The sequence below is a fragment of the Bacillus sp. PS237 genome, from assembly GCF_037963345.1.
In the GTDB taxonomy this organism is placed as follows: Bacteria; Bacillota; Bacilli; order Bacillales; family Bacillaceae; genus Bacillus; species Bacillus subtilis.
Genome location: NZ_CP150156.1, coordinates 1,163,599 through 1,180,479, shown reverse-complemented (window position 1 = coordinate 1,180,479; position 16,881 = coordinate 1,163,599). Strand labels below are relative to the sequence as shown.

The 16,881-nt window shown below is 45.4% G+C and carries 22 protein-coding genes; 7 read left to right on the top strand and 15 right to left on the bottom strand.

Annotated features, from left to right (window positions below):
• Positions 1-46: 46 nt before the first annotated feature.
• The 9 genes from NST22_RS06080 to NST22_RS06040 form a co-directional block, all read right to left on the bottom strand.
• Positions 47-1,204 carry an acetylornithine transaminase gene (locus NST22_RS06080; RefSeq protein WP_003232985.1) on the bottom strand — a complete coding sequence of 386 codons (1,158 nt, stop codon included), beginning with the start codon at positions 1,202-1,204 and terminating at the stop codon, positions 47-49.
• On the bottom strand, positions 1,201-1,977 hold the full coding sequence (argB, locus tag NST22_RS06075) for an acetylglutamate kinase (protein ID WP_003232987.1): 777 nt from the start codon (positions 1,975-1,977) through the stop codon (positions 1,201-1,203). The genes NST22_RS06080 and argB overlap by 4 nt, the downstream gene beginning before the upstream one ends.
• A 14-nt stretch (positions 1,978-1,991) precedes the next feature.
• Entirely contained in the window at positions 1,992-3,212 is a 1,221-nt protein-coding gene (gene argJ / locus NST22_RS06070) for a bifunctional ornithine acetyltransferase/N-acetylglutamate synthase (protein ID WP_003232989.1), read from the bottom strand.
• Between the two features lie 19 nt (positions 3,213-3,231).
• Positions 3,232-4,269, bottom strand: a complete 1,038-nt coding sequence (gene argC / locus NST22_RS06065) for an N-acetyl-gamma-glutamyl-phosphate reductase (RefSeq protein ID WP_003245768.1) — start codon at positions 4,267-4,269, stop codon at positions 3,232-3,234.
• Positions 4,270-4,475: 206 nt separating this feature from the next.
• A complete protein-coding gene (locus NST22_RS06060) occupies positions 4,476-5,015 on the bottom strand; it encodes an MFS transporter (protein ID WP_003232993.1) in 540 nt (179 codons plus the stop codon).
• Entirely contained in the window at positions 5,015-6,445 is a 1,431-nt protein-coding gene (locus NST22_RS06055) for an FAD-binding oxidoreductase (RefSeq protein ID WP_003232994.1), read from the bottom strand. Before NST22_RS06055 ends, NST22_RS06060 begins: the two co-directional genes overlap by 1 nt.
• 60 nt (positions 6,446-6,505) lie before the next feature.
• Positions 6,506-6,676, bottom strand: coding sequence for a YqaE/Pmp3 family membrane protein (locus NST22_RS06050; protein ID WP_003232996.1), 171 nt, complete (start codon positions 6,674-6,676; stop codon positions 6,506-6,508).
• 64 nt (positions 6,677-6,740) lie between these two features.
• Positions 6,741-7,049: a metal-sulfur cluster assembly factor gene (locus NST22_RS06045; RefSeq protein WP_003232998.1), complete on the bottom strand. Its 309-nt coding sequence runs from the start codon at positions 7,047-7,049 to the stop codon at positions 6,741-6,743.
• A gap of 63 nt (positions 7,050-7,112) precedes the next feature.
• Entirely contained in the window at positions 7,113-7,880 is a 768-nt protein-coding gene (locus NST22_RS06040; protein ID WP_003233006.1) for a prolyl oligopeptidase family serine peptidase, read from the bottom strand.
• Between the two features lie 120 nt (positions 7,881-8,000).
• On the opposite strand from NST22_RS06040, the gene yitU reads away from it, so the two are divergent.
• The 3 genes from yitU (at position 8,001) to NST22_RS06025 (ending at position 9,267) form a co-directional block, all read left to right on the top strand.
• Positions 8,001-8,813: a 5-amino-6-(5-phospho-D-ribitylamino)uracil phosphatase YitU gene (gene yitU, locus NST22_RS06035; protein WP_003233007.1), complete on the top strand. Its 813-nt coding sequence runs from the start codon at positions 8,001-8,003 to the stop codon at positions 8,811-8,813.
• Positions 8,814-8,916: 103 nt separating this feature from the next.
• A complete protein-coding gene (locus tag NST22_RS06030) occupies positions 8,917-9,069 on the top strand; it encodes a hypothetical protein (RefSeq protein WP_003245103.1) in 153 nt (50 codons plus the stop codon).
• A complete protein-coding gene (locus tag NST22_RS06025) occupies positions 9,070-9,267 on the top strand; it encodes a DUF3813 domain-containing protein (protein ID WP_003245613.1) in 198 nt (65 codons plus the stop codon).
• A gap of 30 nt (positions 9,268-9,297) precedes the next feature.
• Here NST22_RS06025 and NST22_RS06020 read toward each other — a convergent pair whose 3' ends face one another.
• On the bottom strand, positions 9,298-9,753 hold the full coding sequence (locus tag NST22_RS06020; RefSeq protein WP_003244660.1) for a BsuPI-related putative proteinase inhibitor: 456 nt from the start codon (positions 9,751-9,753) through the stop codon (positions 9,298-9,300).
• An 18-nt stretch (positions 9,754-9,771) separates the two neighbouring features.
• On the bottom strand, positions 9,772-10,614 hold the full coding sequence (locus NST22_RS06015) for a YitT family protein (RefSeq protein ID WP_003245017.1): 843 nt from the start codon (positions 10,612-10,614) through the stop codon (positions 9,772-9,774).
• A 137-nt stretch (positions 10,615-10,751) separates the two neighbouring features.
• Here NST22_RS06015 and NST22_RS06010 point away from each other — a divergent pair, with 137 nt between their 5' ends.
• Entirely contained in the window at positions 10,752-11,603 is an 852-nt protein-coding gene (locus NST22_RS06010; protein ID WP_003245785.1) for a DegV family protein, read from the top strand.
• Positions 11,604-11,649: 46 nt separating this feature from the next.
• On the opposite strand, the gene nprB is transcribed toward NST22_RS06010, so the two are convergent.
• The 4 genes from nprB to NST22_RS05990 all read right to left on the bottom strand — a co-directional run bounded on the left by nprB (position 11,650) and on the right by NST22_RS05990 (position 14,646).
• Positions 11,650-13,266 (bottom strand): neutral protease NprB, encoded by a 1,617-nt coding sequence (gene nprB, locus NST22_RS06005; protein WP_009966979.1) that lies wholly within the window; start codon positions 13,264-13,266, stop codon positions 11,650-11,652.
• Between the two features lie 135 nt (positions 13,267-13,401).
• Positions 13,402-13,695 (bottom strand): DUF3784 domain-containing protein, encoded by a 294-nt coding sequence (locus NST22_RS06000; RefSeq protein WP_003233021.1) that lies wholly within the window; start codon positions 13,693-13,695, stop codon positions 13,402-13,404.
• Between the two features lie 19 nt (positions 13,696-13,714).
• Positions 13,715-14,302, bottom strand: a complete 588-nt coding sequence (locus NST22_RS05995; RefSeq protein WP_003244996.1) for a hypothetical protein — start codon at positions 14,300-14,302, stop codon at positions 13,715-13,717.
• Positions 14,299-14,646 carry a PadR family transcriptional regulator gene (locus NST22_RS05990; protein ID WP_003245674.1) on the bottom strand — a complete coding sequence of 116 codons (348 nt, stop codon included), beginning with the start codon at positions 14,644-14,646 and terminating at the stop codon, positions 14,299-14,301. The genes NST22_RS05995 and NST22_RS05990 overlap by 4 nt, the downstream gene beginning before the upstream one ends.
• 177 nt (positions 14,647-14,823) lie before the next feature.
• Here NST22_RS05990 and NST22_RS05985 point away from each other — a divergent pair, with 177 nt between their 5' ends.
• From NST22_RS05985 to NST22_RS05975, 3 genes are read left to right on the top strand one after another with little or no spacing between them, the layout of a single operon-like run.
• Positions 14,824-15,360, top strand: coding sequence for an SdpA family antimicrobial peptide system protein (locus tag NST22_RS05985; RefSeq protein ID WP_003245405.1), 537 nt, complete (start codon positions 14,824-14,826; stop codon positions 15,358-15,360).
• Positions 15,345-16,274: a sporulation-delaying protein SdpB family protein gene (locus tag NST22_RS05980; protein ID WP_003233028.1), complete on the top strand. Its 930-nt coding sequence runs from the start codon at positions 15,345-15,347 to the stop codon at positions 16,272-16,274. The genes NST22_RS05985 and NST22_RS05980 overlap by 16 nt, the downstream gene beginning before the upstream one ends.
• Entirely contained in the window at positions 16,271-16,855 is a 585-nt protein-coding gene (locus NST22_RS05975; RefSeq protein WP_003244950.1) for a sporulation delaying protein family toxin, read from the top strand. The genes NST22_RS05980 and NST22_RS05975 overlap by 4 nt, the downstream gene beginning before the upstream one ends.
• Positions 16,856-16,881 lie beyond the last annotated feature (26 nt).

Below are 16,881 nucleotides of genomic sequence, written 5' to 3'. Positions count from 1 at the left end.
AATTAATTATAAAAATGAATTTTTATGCCTTTATATCGAAAAAAAATCACTGGTTTACAGCGGAATGATGAGCGATTGCCTGTTTCAGCTTGCTGACGGCTTCTGCTATTTCATCCTTAGTCACGGTGAGCGGCGGCAGCAGCCGAATCACGTTCGGGCCGGCCGGCAATACAAGCAAGCCTAATGTCTGCAATTCAGCAATAATGTCAGCAACCGGGCCATCACACTCAATTCCAAGCATTAATCCTTTACCTCGGATTTGTTTAACAAAAGGGCTCTTTAGCTCTGCCTCAAGCTGTTCTTTTAAAAACGCCCCTTTGTCAGCAGCCTCTTGCAAAAAGTCAGGCTGGAATACAATTTGCAATGTGGCATTCACAGCAGCCATCGCCAGCATGTTTCCTCCGAAAGTCGTTCCGTGAGAACCAGGGGTAAACGCTTCTCCAAGCTGTTTCTTTCCGATGACAGCGCCGACCGGAAAGCCGTTTCCCAATCCTTTGGCGACTGTGATGATATCCGGTGAGAGTCCGAAGTGCTCATATGCGAAGCCTTTTCCCGTCCGTCCGATGCCGGTCTGGATTTCATCAATAATGAGAAGGGCTTGCTTTTCCTTGCAAAACGACTGTACGGCTGATAAAAATTCAGCACTCGCCGGATTGACTCCTCCTTCTCCCTGCACTGTTTCAAGCATCACCGCGGCAATATCGCCTTCCTCCCCAAGAGCTTTAAAAGCAGAAGGATCATTGTATGGCAGGTAGTGAAAGCCTCCAAGCATCGGGCCGAAGCCTGTTTTGATTTTATCCTGTCCGGTCGCAGCCATCCCTGCATACGTGCGGCCATGGAACGACTGAAGAAAAGTGATGATTTTTGTTTTTCCAGTTGCTTTTCTGGCAAGCTTTATCGCACCTTCATTCGCCTCCGCGCCGCTGTTGCAGAAAAAGACAAGATCTCCCGCACTATGCGCTGCCAGCTTCTGCGCCGCTTGCTCTTGGAGACTGTTTTGAAACAGGTTGGATACGTGCCATACGCTGTCAAGCTGTTTTTTGACTGCCTCTGTCACCGCTTCATGGCAGTGTCCTAGATTTGATACCGCAATCCCCTGAATGAAATCAAGGTACGTTTTGCCGTTTTGATCCTCAACGTACGTTCCCTTTGCTTTTTTGATGTCAATATCCCAACGGCCGTAGGTTTGAAACAAGCTGCTCATGAAACAGCCTCCTTTGCTTTGACAATTTTTGTCCCTTGAAAGGTTTGTTCTGCGAAGAATGATCCTTTACCGTTTACGATCATGACTTCAGACACCTGATCTGATAAAGCTGACAAGGCTGAATTGACCTTCGGGATCATCCCTCCTGTGATCACTTCCTGCTTGATCAGCATCTGAATCTCCTTAGGGGTCAGGACGTCCAGACGCTGCTTTTCCTTCATGATTCCATCGACATCCGTGACGAACATCAGCTTATCGGCTTCAAGCGCTCCGGCGACTGCTGAAGCAGCCAGATCAGCATTTACATTCAGCGTTTTGCAGTCGCTTGTCATAGACAGCGGCGCAATAACGGGGATGATGCCATTTTCCATCAGCGCGTTCACCATGGACGCATCGACTTTTTTGATTTCTCCCACTTCTCCGTATGTTTCCGGATCTAGATAATCAGCCTCCAAAAGACCGCCATCCTTACCAGAAATGCCCGCGGCTCGCAGTCCGTGTTTGGCAAGCTCAGCAACGAAAAATTTATTGACAGAACCGGATAAAACCATTTCCGCCACTTCCAGCACCGGCTTCGTTGTTTTCCTCTGTCCGCCCGAAAACTCTGTCTTGATATTTAACCGTTTCAGCATATTTGTGATTTCCGGTCCCCCGCCATGTACGATTGCCAGCTTCCAGCCTGACGCCCTCAGCTCTTTCAGATTTTGATAAAATTCCTCCGACAGCTCACGGATGACGCTTCCCCCGCATTTAAAAACGATTGTTTTCTTCATTTCGCTCCCCTTTATTACGTGCGATAGCTCGCGTTAATTTTGATATAGTCATAGGTCAGGTCACAGCCCCACGCTCTCCCGTTTCCGTCCCCTTCAGCCATCTTGATGACAATGGTGATTTCATCTCCTTCAAGGTATTCCTTGGCGATAGATTCAGAGAATGGCTGAGGTTCGTTATTCTTAAACAGGCATTGGCCGCCAAGATAAACCTCTACTTCTTCTGCCGTCACCTGTGCTGCGGAGTGTCCGATGGCTCCGATGATCCGCCCCCAGTTGGCATCTGTTCCGTATACTGCCGTTTTTACAAGATTTGAGCCGACAATCTTTTTGGCAATGACGTTTGCATCAAGATTGTTTTTCGCTCCCTGTACTTGGGCTTCAATTAGTTTTGTCGCGCCTTCTCCGTCTCTGGCAATCTCTTTAGCTAGATCCTCACAAGTGAGCAAGAGCGCTTTTTTAAAGACCGGCCAGTCTGGATGGTCTTCTGTCAGGCACTCGTTTTCGGCGCAGCCATTCGCCATAACTAATACCATGTCGTTCGTGGATGTTTCTCCGTCAACTGTGATTTGGTTAAATGAAACGTCAGTGATTTCCCGAAGCGCCTTTTGCAGCGCTTTTTCTTCGATTGCCGCGTCAGTTGTCACAAATCCCAGCATCGTGGCCATGTTCGGGTGTATCATCCCAGAGCCTTTGGCCGCTCCGCCGATCGTGACTGTTTTGCCGCCGATTGCCAGTTCATAGCACGTCTGCTTGATCACCGTATCAGTTGTTAAAATCGCTTCCTCAAAATCGCCTGATCCCGCAGGTGTTTCTTTCAGCAGTTCGATCCCCGCGTGGATTTTTTCCATGTCTAAATGCTCGCCGATGACACCCGTTGATGAAACAGCGACAAGCTCCGGCTCAATGCCAAGCTGTGAAGCAAAGCTCTCCCGCATTGTGTATGCGTCCTTTAAGCCCTGTTCTCCCGTGCAGGCGTTGGCAATGGCGCTGTTGACGATGACGGCTTTCAGTGTCGGTCCGTGCTTTAAGCTGTCTTGTGTCACTTTGATCGGAGCAGCCTGAAAGTGGCTTTGGGTATAAACTGCTGCACTCACGGCCGGTGTCTCGCTGATAATGACGCCGAGGTCTTTTTTCGAGTAGCGCAGTCCGCAATGCACACCCTTTGCCTGAAACCCTTTTGGCGAGGATACATCACCTGTTACTTTTACAATTTGATCTTCACTTAACTGAATCATGGTTCGATTCTCTCCCGTTCTATGGATAAATTGGCGTGATGGTGAGTCCAGTTTCTTCATTCCAGCCATTCATCAAATTAAAGTTTTGCACTGCCTGACCGGCGGCACCCTTCATTAAATTATCGATTACCGAGACGATCGTGACTCTGTTCGTTCTCTCATCGAGGGTCACGGCGATATCACAGAAATTGCTGCCGTACACTTCTTTCGTTTGCGGGTACTGACCTTTTGGCCTCACTCTCACAAAATATGAATCTTGGTAAAATTCCGAATATAAATCATGCAGGTCATCTGCGGTTAGGTCACAGGTTAATCTGGTATACATCGTCGCCATGATGCCCCTTGTCATCGGAACCAAGTGAGCCGAAAATGTAATGGGCCCGAGACCTGGCTGCCATTCATTCAGCGCCTGCTCAATTTCCGGCGTGTGCTGATGTTCATTGACTTTATAAATTTTAAAATTGTCGTTCAGCTCAGAAAAATGAGTTCCCATGGATGCTTTTCTTCCCGCTCCGGAAACACCGGTCTTCGCGTCAACGATAACGAAAGATTCATCGAGCAGTTTCTTTTGAGCCAATGGCGCGAGGCCAAGCAAAACAGCTGTTGGAAAACAGCCTGGATTGGCAATGAGTTTCGCCTGTTGAATTTGCAGTTGATTCAGTTCTGCCAGACCGTATACCGCCTCTTGAATCACCGCCTTCGGTGCCGCTGTCCGTTTATACCATTTTTCATATTCAGCCGGTTCTTTTATCCTCAGATCACCTGACAGATCAATAACCGTAATTCCCGCGTCTGCCAGCTTTGGAGTCAATTCACTTGATACTCCGGGCGGCGCAGCGAGAAACATGATATCTATTTCGTGTTTGATCGTATTCATATCAATCGGCTTCAGCTGCTGATCCGCTAAGCCGGTAAGATGAGGATAACCCTCGCTATAGACATTCCCTTCTCCGCTGGATGAATAAAGTATGCATTCCTCTGCATGAGGATGATGCGAAAGAATCCTGACAAGTTCGGTGCCTCCATATCCTGTAGCACCTACAATTCCTATTTTCAAAACAAGTTCACCCTCTTGGTCTTTGTGAAATTATTTAACATTATAACATGAATAAAAATTAATTCAATCGTATATTTAATATTTTTATTCATTTATAAATTTTCTGTTCAATGGGAATTCCGCTCAAAAAAAATCAGCACGACTCCAGCACAAAAACGTTGATGCGGTGCCGCATTTCAGCCGCATAAAAAAACAGGCTGACCGCGTCAGCCTGTTTTCATCATCATCAATCCACTCAAAAAATATAGAATAGAGCTTGCATAAAAAATCATTTGCACTGTGAAAAAGTCAGCGAGAAAGCCCCCGAGCATAATGGCTGCTGCTGAAAAGACAGCTGTCCAAAAATGGTAATTCCCGATCTTCTTTCCACGCTCTCCACTGTCTGTAAAATTAGCGATCAGCACTTTTTCTCCATGCTTTTGCATCGCTCCAAAGAGCCCTAACAGCACTTGGACGATATACACTTGAACGACGCTTCCGATATGCGGGACATATAAAAGCAGAACAGCCATCCCCCACGAGTTCAGAAGCAGAAAATAACGGCTGTCAAACCTTTCAGACAGCCGTCCGAGGAGCGGGTAAATAAGCGCTCCGCTCAACCCGAACAATCCGTAGGAAAAACCGAACTGTGTGTAGCTTGAGCCGATATTTTTCACAAACAGAATATAAAACGGAAAGATTAAGCTGCTTGCGAAAAACACGCTGCTTTGTGATAATGTCAGCCATTTTAATTTGTTTTTCCCCATTATTTATACCTCTGATAAAAGTAATTCATAAAGCGCTCATCCGGGTCATAGGTTCGTTTTTTCTGAAAAAACGCTTCACTTTTCGGATATGCCTGTCTCATTTGCGCTTTTGTCTGGTAGGTCATATAAGGCAGATAATAGCTGCCGCCGTGCTTGATGGCAACGTCTGTCATGCGCCTGATGATTCGGGCGGTATCTGCCTGGTCTTCTTTTGAAAAGCCCTCGTTTATTAATAGTACGAGCGAAAACATATCGTCCTTCGCATAGGAAAGGTCGGCCTTTTCATTTTTCTGCACGTAGCGGATCGTAATGTTCAGCAGGTTCAGATCTTCGTCCGACAGCGTTTGTCTCAGGTCATCAATATAGGACCCATACTCCTTCACGGGCACAAAGTATTCTTGCAAAACATCTGTGTTGTCATTGTTTTCATACTCAAGAAACTTTGATTCGGACCGCATGACGTTATTGCGTGAAATCTCTGTGCCGTTCTGGCTCAGGAAATAGGATTGCTGTGTGTCCCACAGCCAATTCCTCCCCCATTCATACCGTCTTGACAAGCCGAGTGCAAACTTTGTGGCTCCCGTATACTCGTCTTCTTTAAGTTCGCTGTATGAGGACAGCTGATCCTGATGATTAGCCAATACGTAATTCGTGACATACATGTCTTTCAGAAATCCTTTTTTCGCTGTTGAAATTCGCGCCAGATGCATTCGGACATCTGGATTTCCTTTTACATGCTTTGAAAAATAGTCTGAGTATGTGCTGTAATTCATTTTTTCTGTCTTCATGACATACAGCTCATCATCTGTCAGCTCAAGCGTTACATCAAGAATCACGCCAAAAAGGCCGTACCCTCCGATGACCGCCGTAAACAAATCATCTTTTGGAGTGACAGTGATAATCATCCCGTCAGCTTTTAAAAGCCGGAATGATTTGACTGTATCAATTAGCGAGCCGTAGCGAATATCACGTCCGTGTGCATTTGCGCTGAGAGATCCGCCGATTGTAAAAATGTTTTGTGACTGCATGACTTTTACCGCGAGTCCGTATGGATTCACGTATTTCTGGATATCATTCCACGTTGCACCGCTTTGCACCCTGATGGTTTTCTTCTCTTGATCGAGTGACAGGATTTTGTTGTAGCCCGTCATGTCGAGAACGATGCCGTCCTCATAATATGTATGGCCGCCCATGGAGTGCTGGGCCCCGGCGATTGAAATTTTTATGTTTTTTCGATTTGCCTCTTTGACTGTGTCAATGAGCATTTCCTCTTCCTGCCCTTTCACTGTCTGCTTTATTTTTACAGGCATCAGGCGGCTGACATCCGTCATCTCGCTTGTGGCTGTTTTTTGCTCTGAGTTCACAGAGTACGCAAACAGGGCCGCATACGCGCCAGTACAAAGCGCGAATGCAAGCAATTTCTTTTTCATAGTGCTCTCCCTGCTGTTTTTATGACCATTATACCATGACTGCGTCCTCATTTTTCCAAATTATCTTCTTGCCCGTTTTTCGGCACGGCGGTCGGCGACGATAAAGCAGGCGTGAATCGCGCCCGGCAGCCAAAAGATACAGGTCAATATGAGATTCAGCAAGGCCTGAAACGGTTTTCCCGAAAACAAAACAGCAAGCGGCGGGCATAAAACTGCCAGCAGGTACATCATTTCCTTTCACTCCTTTCAGCTGTAAAAAAGGACAGCCTCACATGTCAGGCTGTCCTTTTTTGTTTTATTGAATGCCAAGCGCAATTTTTGCGTATCTGGACATTTTATCCCTAGTCCAAGGCGGATTCCATACAATGTGAACCTCTGTGTCTTTCACTTCAGGAAGGTCCGCTAATGCTTTTTTCACCTCATCCACGATAATCGGCGCTAAAGGGCATCCCATTGATGTTAGCGTCATGGTGATGTGCGTCAAGCCATCTTCATCCATATCAACGTCATATACCAAGCCGAGGTTCACGATATCAACGCCAAGCTCAGGATCGACAACCTGTTCCAGGGCGCCCATGATGTTTTCTTTTAATGCTTCTTCCACGTTCCCTCACTCCTTTTTTCTACAGTATAACGTAAATTCAGCTCTTGTTAATAACTTAGTGCTTTATAAGTACGTTTCAAACCATTCAATCGTTTTTAACACAGCTGCCCGCGGGACTTTATGGTCAGCGTTTTCATCTCCGATAAATTGCAGGCGTTCCGGCTGCTCGCTGTAATGGGATTTAATCGTGTCATAAAATTTCCGGGTCGGCGCGTAAGGCACAACTTTATCTTTTGCGCCGTGCCAAAATAAAAGCGGGCGCTGTTGCAGTTTCTCCGGCTGAAGGCTGAGATCCCGCAACTCGAGACGTTTCATCAGCTGCTGTACCTTCTCTTCCGGCACATCGATTTCAATGCCCTGAGATTGAATATGGTCAATCTGCTGCTGAAACAGCTCCACGTAATTCGGGCTTCCCATCAGGCTGACGCCGGCTTTTATCCAATCATATGCAGTCAAAGCGCCAAGCGTTGTGATGCCGCCCATTGACGTGCCTGCGAGACCGATGCGGCCGCCGTCTATCAGGCCCTCTTTTTCAAAATGGTTTTTAAGTACGCCGATCTCTTCAATCTCGTTGAGGACGATATCCCAAAAATGCCCCGCCAGCTCTTCAACAGCCATTTCTTCTCCCCGTTCCCCATGGTGCAAAGCCTCCGGCAGAACGGCTCTAAAACCCTTCTCCGCAAGCAGATAAGCAATATGAAGGTTGTGTTCCTTCGCGCTTGTAAAACCATGTATAAAGATCACGAGAGGAACAGCGCGGTGCCTGTTCTCTTCCTTTACAATATGTAAAAACGGAATACCGGAAACGGTTTGATTCTCAATTTGTATCACAATGTGCCCCTCCTTAGGATAACCATAATCATAAGTGTAACATGTAGACAATAAAGATGGTAAAAAGCTACACTGTAAGTAAGGCAAAACAAGCAAAATCTAAGGTTAAAGGAGCTTTTCATGGAGACAAAACCCTATTTAATCGCATTAGATTTAGATGGAACATTATTAAAGGATGATAAAACCATATCTGAAAACACCCTTCATACGATACAGCGCCTAAAAGATGACGGGCATTATGTCTGCATCTCAACAGGCCGTCCGTATCGTTCAAGTTCCATGTACTACCAGCAGATGGAGCTGACAACGCCAATTGTCAATTTTAACGGAGCATTTGTCCATCATCCGCAAGACGACAGCTGGGGACGGTATCATACGTCACTGCCGCTTGATGTTGTCAAACAGCTCGTGGATATCAGCGAGAGCTACAACGTACATAACGTGCTTGCTGAAGTGATTGACGACGTATACTTTCATTACCATGATGAGCACCTGATAGATGCCTTTAACATGAACACAACAAATGTAACGGTCGGAGACTTGCGGGAAAATCTCGGTGAAGATGTGACGTCCGTACTCATACATGCAAAGGAAGAGGATGTGCCGGCAATACGCTCATATTTATCGGATGTGCATGCCGAGGTGATCGACCATAGAAGATGGGCCGCTCCTTGGCATGTCATTGAAATTATCAAAAGCGGCATGAATAAAGCGGTCGGCCTGCAGAAAATCAGCGATTATTACGGCGTGCCGAGGGAGCGGATCATTGCTTTTGGAGATGAGGATAACGATTTGGAAATGCTTGAATTTGCAGGCTGCGGCGTTGCAATGGGAAATGGAATTGACGCGGTCAAGCAGATTGCCAACCGAACTACGGCCACAAATGAAGAGGACGGCGTGGCAAGGTTTTTGAAAGAATATTTCTCACTTTAAAGAAGGTCCGTATTAATTTTTCCCACTCATAAACCTTACTTTACCCCACCATACTATTGAAGACGACTCATCTCGTCAAAGTATGGAAGGGGGCAGTCTCAAAATGGGTAAACGAAGCAAATCCAGAAGGTTTATTCAGCAGGGTAAAGACTCCATCGGGCTACACGCCGCAAGATTTCCATATCGGTCTACTTTAGAAGAAGCTCACCAGCATGCCGCGGCACGAGACTCGGCTGAAAGGCAGTATGAATATTAAATGAGAAATGAACTGTTTCAGCAGGCAAAATCATTTGTTCAACAGGCGGTCATGGTGACAAACGGCTTTGAGGAAGGCGATCAGGAGCAAGCGATTCTGAGAGCCAAAAATGCTGTATCTTCTGCGTATGCCAATTCGACAGATGCGGAACGTCAACAGTTGCATCAATTTCAAAATCAGCTGGACAAACTGCAATAAAAAAAGGCTATGGCGACTCGCCATAGCCTCTTATTTGACTTCAAACTGCTGAACAGCCTGAACCTGCTTGAGATTTTCCGCCCTGCCCTTAAATGTCACCTTTACCTCATAGGTTCCGGGCTCAGGGACTTCCTTCCACACATCAGAGAAATCATATGTTTCTCCAGATTCAAGCGTCAGGTTTTGAAAAGCCTGCGTAAACATTTTTTCTTTCGAATAACGGTATCTTTCTTTGTGCTCAGAATCATACACGACAAGTTCAAATTTTTGCCCTGTGCTGAATTGAAACTCAATAGCACGTTCGCTTTGGTTCTTCAGCGACATGTTAAACTTGATTTGTTCAGGCTCCTGAATTGCGTCAATAGATAAAACAACCTCTTGATTCTCCATTCCGCCTGATACCTCCTTATCGGGTTCTGTCTGCTCATCTTTCCCGCAGCCTATCAAAAGCAGCACGGGGAGGAGCATCACAAGCAGCCGTTTCACGACTTCCACCTGCTTTCGTCAGTCTTTTCTAAAGAAACCAAAAATCCCTGTCGTTTGAACGATGTTCGTAAATGCTTTTGGATCAACTTCTTTGACGATCTTTTCTAAATCGTACAGTTCATACCTCGTGATGACGATAATCATCATTTCTTTCTGTTCGTTCGTAAATGCTCCTTTTGCCGGAACAGTTGTGATGCCGCGCACCATTTTTCCGTAAATGGCTTCCTTGATTTCGTCCGCTTTTTTCGTCACAATCATTGCCGTAAGCTTCATGTGGCGAGTGTGAATGGCGTCGATCACCCTCGTTGTCACATATAGTGTAACCAGGGTATATAATGCTTTCTCCCAACCTTGCAATAATCCTGCCGTCAAGATGATAATCCCGTTCAGAATGAAGAAATACGTGCCGACGGGTTTATCCTTCCACTTTGCAAGTACCATGGCGACGATATCAAGCCCGCCTGTCGAAGCTCCGTATTTTAATGTTAAGCCGATACCGACTGCGGAAATGACGCCGCCGAACACCGCGTTCAGCAAAATGTCATGTGACAGGCTTGTTTCCGGCAGGATCCCCATAAACAGAGTAGTGAGTGCGACACTTAAAATGCTGTACACTGTAAACGATTTGCCGACCTTCAGCCATCCTAAAATACCGACCGGAATGTTTAAGAGGAACAAGAGCGTTCCCGTCGATATGTAAAAGGGGGCATATTGATCAACGACGCTTGATAAAAGCTGGGCAACACCTGTAAATCCGCTGGCATATACATCTGCAGGTATCAAAAATAAGTTCAGCCCGGCAGCATTGAGTAAAGCGCCGATGATGACGATGAGTAATTTTTTTGTTTGATCTAGTACCATGGCATGTTCCTCCGCTCTTTCTTCTTTATTATGTTTTCCCTTAAAACAAATATTTGAACACGATTTTGGCAAATTAATATGATATAGTTGGCTTAACTCTCATGATAACGAGCGATAACGGAAAGAAGGGAAGCAATATGACAGTTCATCTCATCGCTGACAGCGCCACTGATTTGCCTCGTTCTTATTTTGAAGAAAAAGGCATTGGCTTTATTCCGCTCAGGGTTTCTCTCGGCGATAAAGAATTCGAAGATGCAGTCACAATTCATGCGGATCAAATATTTGAAGCGATGCAAAATGGAGAAACGCCTAAGACGTCCCAAGCCTCACCGCAAACGATTAAAAATGTGTTTTTGCAATATGCCGAAACAGGTGATCCCGCTCTTTACATTGCCTTTTCCTCAGGTCTCTCCGGCACGTATCAGACAGCTGTAATGATCGCCAATGAAGTGAAGGAGGAATTCCCCGATTTCGATTTGCGGGTCATTGATTCCAAATGCGCTTCATTAGGATACGGTCTGGCTGTCCGGCATGCTGCCGATCTCTGTATCAACGGGAATACAATACAAGAAATTGAAACGTCTGTAAAGAACTTTTGCAGCCAGCTTGAACACATTTTTACCGTTGATGATTTAACATATCTCGCGAGGGGCGGCCGGATATCCAAAACGTCCGCTTTTGTCGGCGGCCTGTTGAATATTAAACCGCTGCTTCAGATGGAGGACGGCAAGCTTGTGCCTCTGGAAAAAATTCGCGGACAGAAGAAACTTTTCAAACGGATCATCGAGCTTATGAAAGAGCGCGGGGATGATTGGAGCAATCAAACCGTCGGGATTAGCTACGCCGCGAACAAAGAAAAAGCCACGGATATGAAACACCTGATTGAGGAAGCGTTCAAGCCGAAAGAAATCATTATGCATCCAATCAGTTCAGCCATCGGCTCGCATGCCGGTCCAGGTACATTGGCGATATTCTTTTTAAGAAAATGAGCAAACAAAAACAGTCAGACTCTGTGTCCTGACTGTTTTTGTTTGCTCATAGAATGCCGACAGCCTCATACGCCTTTTCGACTGAAGCTGATTGCTTCGAGCCTTCACCGTATAAATCATTGGCAGCTTCAATCGCCGCTTGCTTCATCATGCTGAAATCTGTAGATGCCGTTACATAATATGTTAAAGCCCGATAGTAAATTTGTTCACTTGCTTCACGCCCAATCCCTTCAACCTGTACACCGTGGTGCACGCCTCCTTCTGCAAGAAGATAAGCTGCTTTATTGTGAATGGACGAATTGATATGGACTCCGCCATAATCCTCTGTTCCTGTGTAGCGGTTCGAGTAATGATCTGGATTTCCCTGCTTAGATGGGTCCTCCAATGACCGCAATGAATCTCCTGCAATACCAGGAGTATAGACATCTTCGCCGATCTCCCAATCATCACGGTCAGCCATCGCGCCCATAATGTCAGAAATGGACTCATTTAATGCACCGGGTTCTCCTTGATATAAAAGACCGGCGGAATACTGTGTGACTGCGTGTGTGATTTCATGCGCGACAATGTCGAGCGATCCAGACAGCGGCTTAAATTTCGAACCGTCTCCATCCCCGTATACCATCTGGACACCGTTCCACGCAGCATTGTTCCATTGTTTGCCGACATGCACGGTAGACGTAATCCTTGCTCCGTTTTGATCAAAAGAATCACGGCCAAATGTCTTGCTGTAATAATCGTAAACGGCTTGCGCATTTGCGTGTGCGTCTACAGCCGCAGGTTCATTAAATACGGACGTGCCGCTGACTATTTCTTTGCCCGTATACCCGATCAGTTGAGACAAAAGCGTAAACAAGGTTTCGTTCAGGTTCTTCGCGTCAAATGTATTGATCCCTTTTCCCCTTGTTTCGTCAGCCAAATAAAAGCGCCCATTTTGTTCTGTGACGTCAAAGCTTTTTTCATCACCTGACACGCCGATTCCTGTACCTGCCGCTTCATGAATGGCATTAAAGGACTCGATGACCTTTCCGTTTTTGGCATCGATGAAATAATGCCAATAGCCAGGCTCAGGTTCAGATGTCGAGAGTCTCACAAGGTAGGCGAGATCATATTCACCGTCGTGTGGATAGATATATAATTCGCCTTTTGGTTCCCCATCAAGATATTCGATTTTTCCAATGGAAGCCTCGAGCTCACGCCTTGCTGTATGTATTGCTTTTTTCTCAGAAATAGACGGTGTGACGGAGACGTCCTTGATTTGCGGATGCACCTTTCCAAAGAAACTTTTCACTTGTTTGTTTTCCTTCATCGCGACCGCTTGTTCAAAGCCGTAAATCGGAATTCCTTTGTAAACCTCCGTTAATTTAAAAAACGTTTGTTTTGTCTTTGGATCCTTTATGGTTTTCGAAACGCGAAAATGGCTGTTCGCATTCCCTTTGAGCTTAAACTGCGTTTGATGCTTGTCAAGATAGGAAAATAGCGATTCTTTCTGGGTTGTGTTTTGTACCGGCTTCTGCGGTGACTTTTCGATGATGTATGAAGGGGTTTGATACGTATGGTCGTATTCGATGCTTTCTTCAGCTGAGGCATGTGTTACAAAAACCATTTGGGCCGCTGTGCATAAGCCGGCCAGTAATAGAGATGTCTTGGTCAAGTTGCGCAAAACACCACATCCTTCCTATTTTGGAATCTACCATTTTTCTTCATCCTATCAAAAATACAAAAACTTGTATGTGGTGCTTCGTTCTTATTTTCCCAAAAAAGAAGGGCAGAGATATTTCGCTCTGCCCTTCTTTTTCTACTCTACTAATTTTTTATTGACATAAATAATAACCCCTGCTCCATATGCCAGTATAAGCGGAGGTATGAGCTGCTCCTGACCTTGAAATGAGATAAAACTATTCAGCAAAATGAACAAACCGGAATTCAAGAAAAAGTAGCCTGCTATTCTGGCCAGCCGATCTTTATCCCGTATACGCGCCTCGTTAAACCCAGCCAACATCCAGGTTTGTTTTTTGATTCCGACAAAATAGGCAACCACAAAGAATAAAAGCGCGATGACAATTAATAGATAATTGATGCTGATTTCCATCTTACAGCCTCCTACAAGATTACTTGATGTTAAGAAAAAGAAAAAAAGCGGCGCAGCTTACTGCAATCAGCAGCAGGACGACAAGCGCATTGAGGAACGGGCTCAAAAGGAGCACCACTGCTAAAAACAGCAGATAAACCGCACCGACTCGCGAAATCTTGACAATCTCCTTTTGAGAGCGCATTTTGTTTTTTCTGACACCTGCAAACATCACCAATTTTTTCCGCTTCCATACATATCCGGCGAGCACCATTAAATAAACAGCCAGCGGCAGATGTCTGAAGTCGGACGGCAGCAGCGGCAGGGCGATAATCGTGACAATGAGAAGGACCGAAATCCAGCTTTTGCCCAATAAAGACCTCCTCCTTTTCGTCTCTCCCCCATCACCCATCATCAATTCGGCAAGCTCCTTCGGATGAGAAAATTCAGATTCAACAGCTTCCTGCAGTTCCTCTTCACTAAGGCCGGCTTTGATTCTGTCTTGAACGAAAGCGGTGATATGCCCCTTTAATTCGTCGATAGCGTTTTCTCTCTCTACATCAGGCATATTCGCCAGCTCTGCATTTAGTTCCTCCATGTATCGGTCAATGATAAGCTGTCCATTCATAGCAAATCCCCCGATAAAGACAGTAAGGCTTGATGGGTTTCCAGGTATTTCTCCAGCCGTTCTTTTAACATTTCTTCTCCTTTTTGCGTCATTTTGTAATACTTTCTTTTCGGGCCGTCCAGTGAATCTTCCCAAAAAAATTCGATCCATCCCTTCTCGGTCATACGTTTCAAAATCGGATAAATCGCTCCCTCTGAAATAGCCAGCGCCGAGGTGGTTTTTAAGGATGACGTCAGCTCATAACCGTACATCGGTTTAGAACGCAGAAGGGATAGGATGGCCAGCTCGAAAATCCCTTTTCGAAATTGAACAATCCAGCGGTCATTAACTTGATTCGTTTTCATGGTTTAAATATATCGAAAAAAACACTATATATCAATCACATATAGCAGTGTAAAATGTCCTGTTTTTCCTTTTAACAAAAATGGAATTTCTCATACTTTTTAACCTTTTTATTACATAAATGTTTTTATATTATGAAAAGTGTAAAAACGATTCTTCAGGTTAAAAGGAGCAGTCGAATGCAGAAATCGATATCATTTTTTGTCATTTTTTCAATCCTTTGGGGTTCGCTATTTCTGTTTTCTATTATTGGCAGCTTAGGGACAACCCCGATTCCGCTGACAAAGGACTCCAAATTTCTCATGTCCAGCATCCTCCCTCAGGGCTGGGGCTTTTTTAGCAAAAATCCGCGTGATACTGCAATCGGCTTATATGAGGCTGAAAATGCCAGCGCCAAGGTCAGATGGCCCAATATGAGGGCTGACAACCTATTCGGCCTGTATCGGTATGGGCGGTCACAAGGCGTTGAAATGGGCGTGATCTACAGCCAAGTCGGCAAGGAACAGTGGACAGCATGTAAAGAAAAGGACCTCGGCGCATGCAAAAGCAAAGCCAAAACCGTGCAATTAAAAACACCCGCTCCCCGCCCGCTGCTTTGTGGCAGCTACTATTTGACGAAAGAGGATATTGTTCCTTGGAGCTATTCTAAATATACCCCTTCGTCTTATCAGGTAAAAAGCATAGTCAAGGTTGTGATCTCATGCTCGAAAACATAAAACAGACCATCACCAGATGGGACGAAAGAAACCCGTGGACAAATGTATATGGCCTCGCGCGAAGCATCATTGCGCTATCCAGCCTGCTGACGCTGCTCATCAATCACCCGAGCCTCATTATGAAGCCAGCCAGCGGGATCAGCAGCTATCCAGCTTGTAAAATGAATCTCAGTCTCTTTTGTCTCGGCGAAAATAACTATATGATGTTAAATCTTTTCAGATGGGTCTGCATTGCCATTCTGGTGCTTGTTGTCATTGGCTGGCGCCCCAGAATCACCGGGGTTCTGCATTGGTATGTCAGTTACAGCCTGCAGTCATCGCTGATCGTCATCGACGGAGGCGAGCAGGCAGCAGCAGTCATGACCTTTTTATTGCTTCCCATCACGCTGACCGATCCGAGAAAATGGCATTGGAGTACGAGACCTATAGAGGGCAAAAGAACACTTGGAAAAATAACAGCTTTTATTTCTTATTTTGTGATCAGAATCCAAGTGGCGGTGCTTTATTTTCACTCTACCGTCGCTAAGCTATCTCAGCAGGAATGGGTGGACGGAACGGCCGTCTATTATTTCGCCCAGGAAAAAACCATTGGCTTCAACGGCTTTTTTCAGGCGTTAACGAAGCCAATTGTAACAAGTCCGTTCGTGGTGATTCCGACATGGGGGACGCTGCTGGTTCAAATTGTCATCTTCGCGGCACTGTTTGCGCCGAAGAAGCATTGGAGATTGATTTTGATCATCGCTGTTTTTATGCATGAGATTTTTGCAGTCATGCTGGGCCTCATCAGTTTTTCGATTATCATGGCCGGCATTTTGATATTGTATCTCACTCCTATCGATTCCACGATTCAATTTACATATATTCGCAGACTGTTGTGGAATAAAAAACACAAGAAGGGAGAGGTTTCAGTTTGAAGAAGGCGTTTCTAGTATTTTTGTCGGTTGTATTGGTGACGACTGTGTTTTTGGTGAAGCAGCAAGAAAGTGTGGCACAGGCAAAGCAGCTTGAGTATTCAGGTGAGGAAATTTTTAAAGGCTTTGTGTTTGCCCAAGGGGAAGTTGGCAAACAGCTTCCAGAGGTCTTTAATAAAGCGATGACAGACAAACTCAACACAAAACAGGCAAAGGCTTTTGCCAATCAGGTTGTCGCTGATATTAAAAAAGAGGATGCTGACTTTTTTGATAACCTGAAGAAAGCTGTTTACAGCAAAGATGCATTGAAAGTGGATGAACTGCTGAAAAAAGCAGGTCAAATCGTTGAAGAAAAAGTAGAAGCTGCAAAGGAAATCGCCGCTTCTAAGGATGATACATCCAGAGTTCAGGCCGAGCTTGTCAACACTGTTGATACCGCTAACTATTTCTATTATGTTTCTTATGTTGCTGCAGCAGGTGCCCTGATTCTGATCATTCTCGCCATTGATATTACGCCGATTGCGATTTCAGACAATGTGGATCGCGAAATGGCAATCAGAACGCTGGTTGATGAATTAAACTAGACATAAAAAAACGGCTCGCTCCGCAG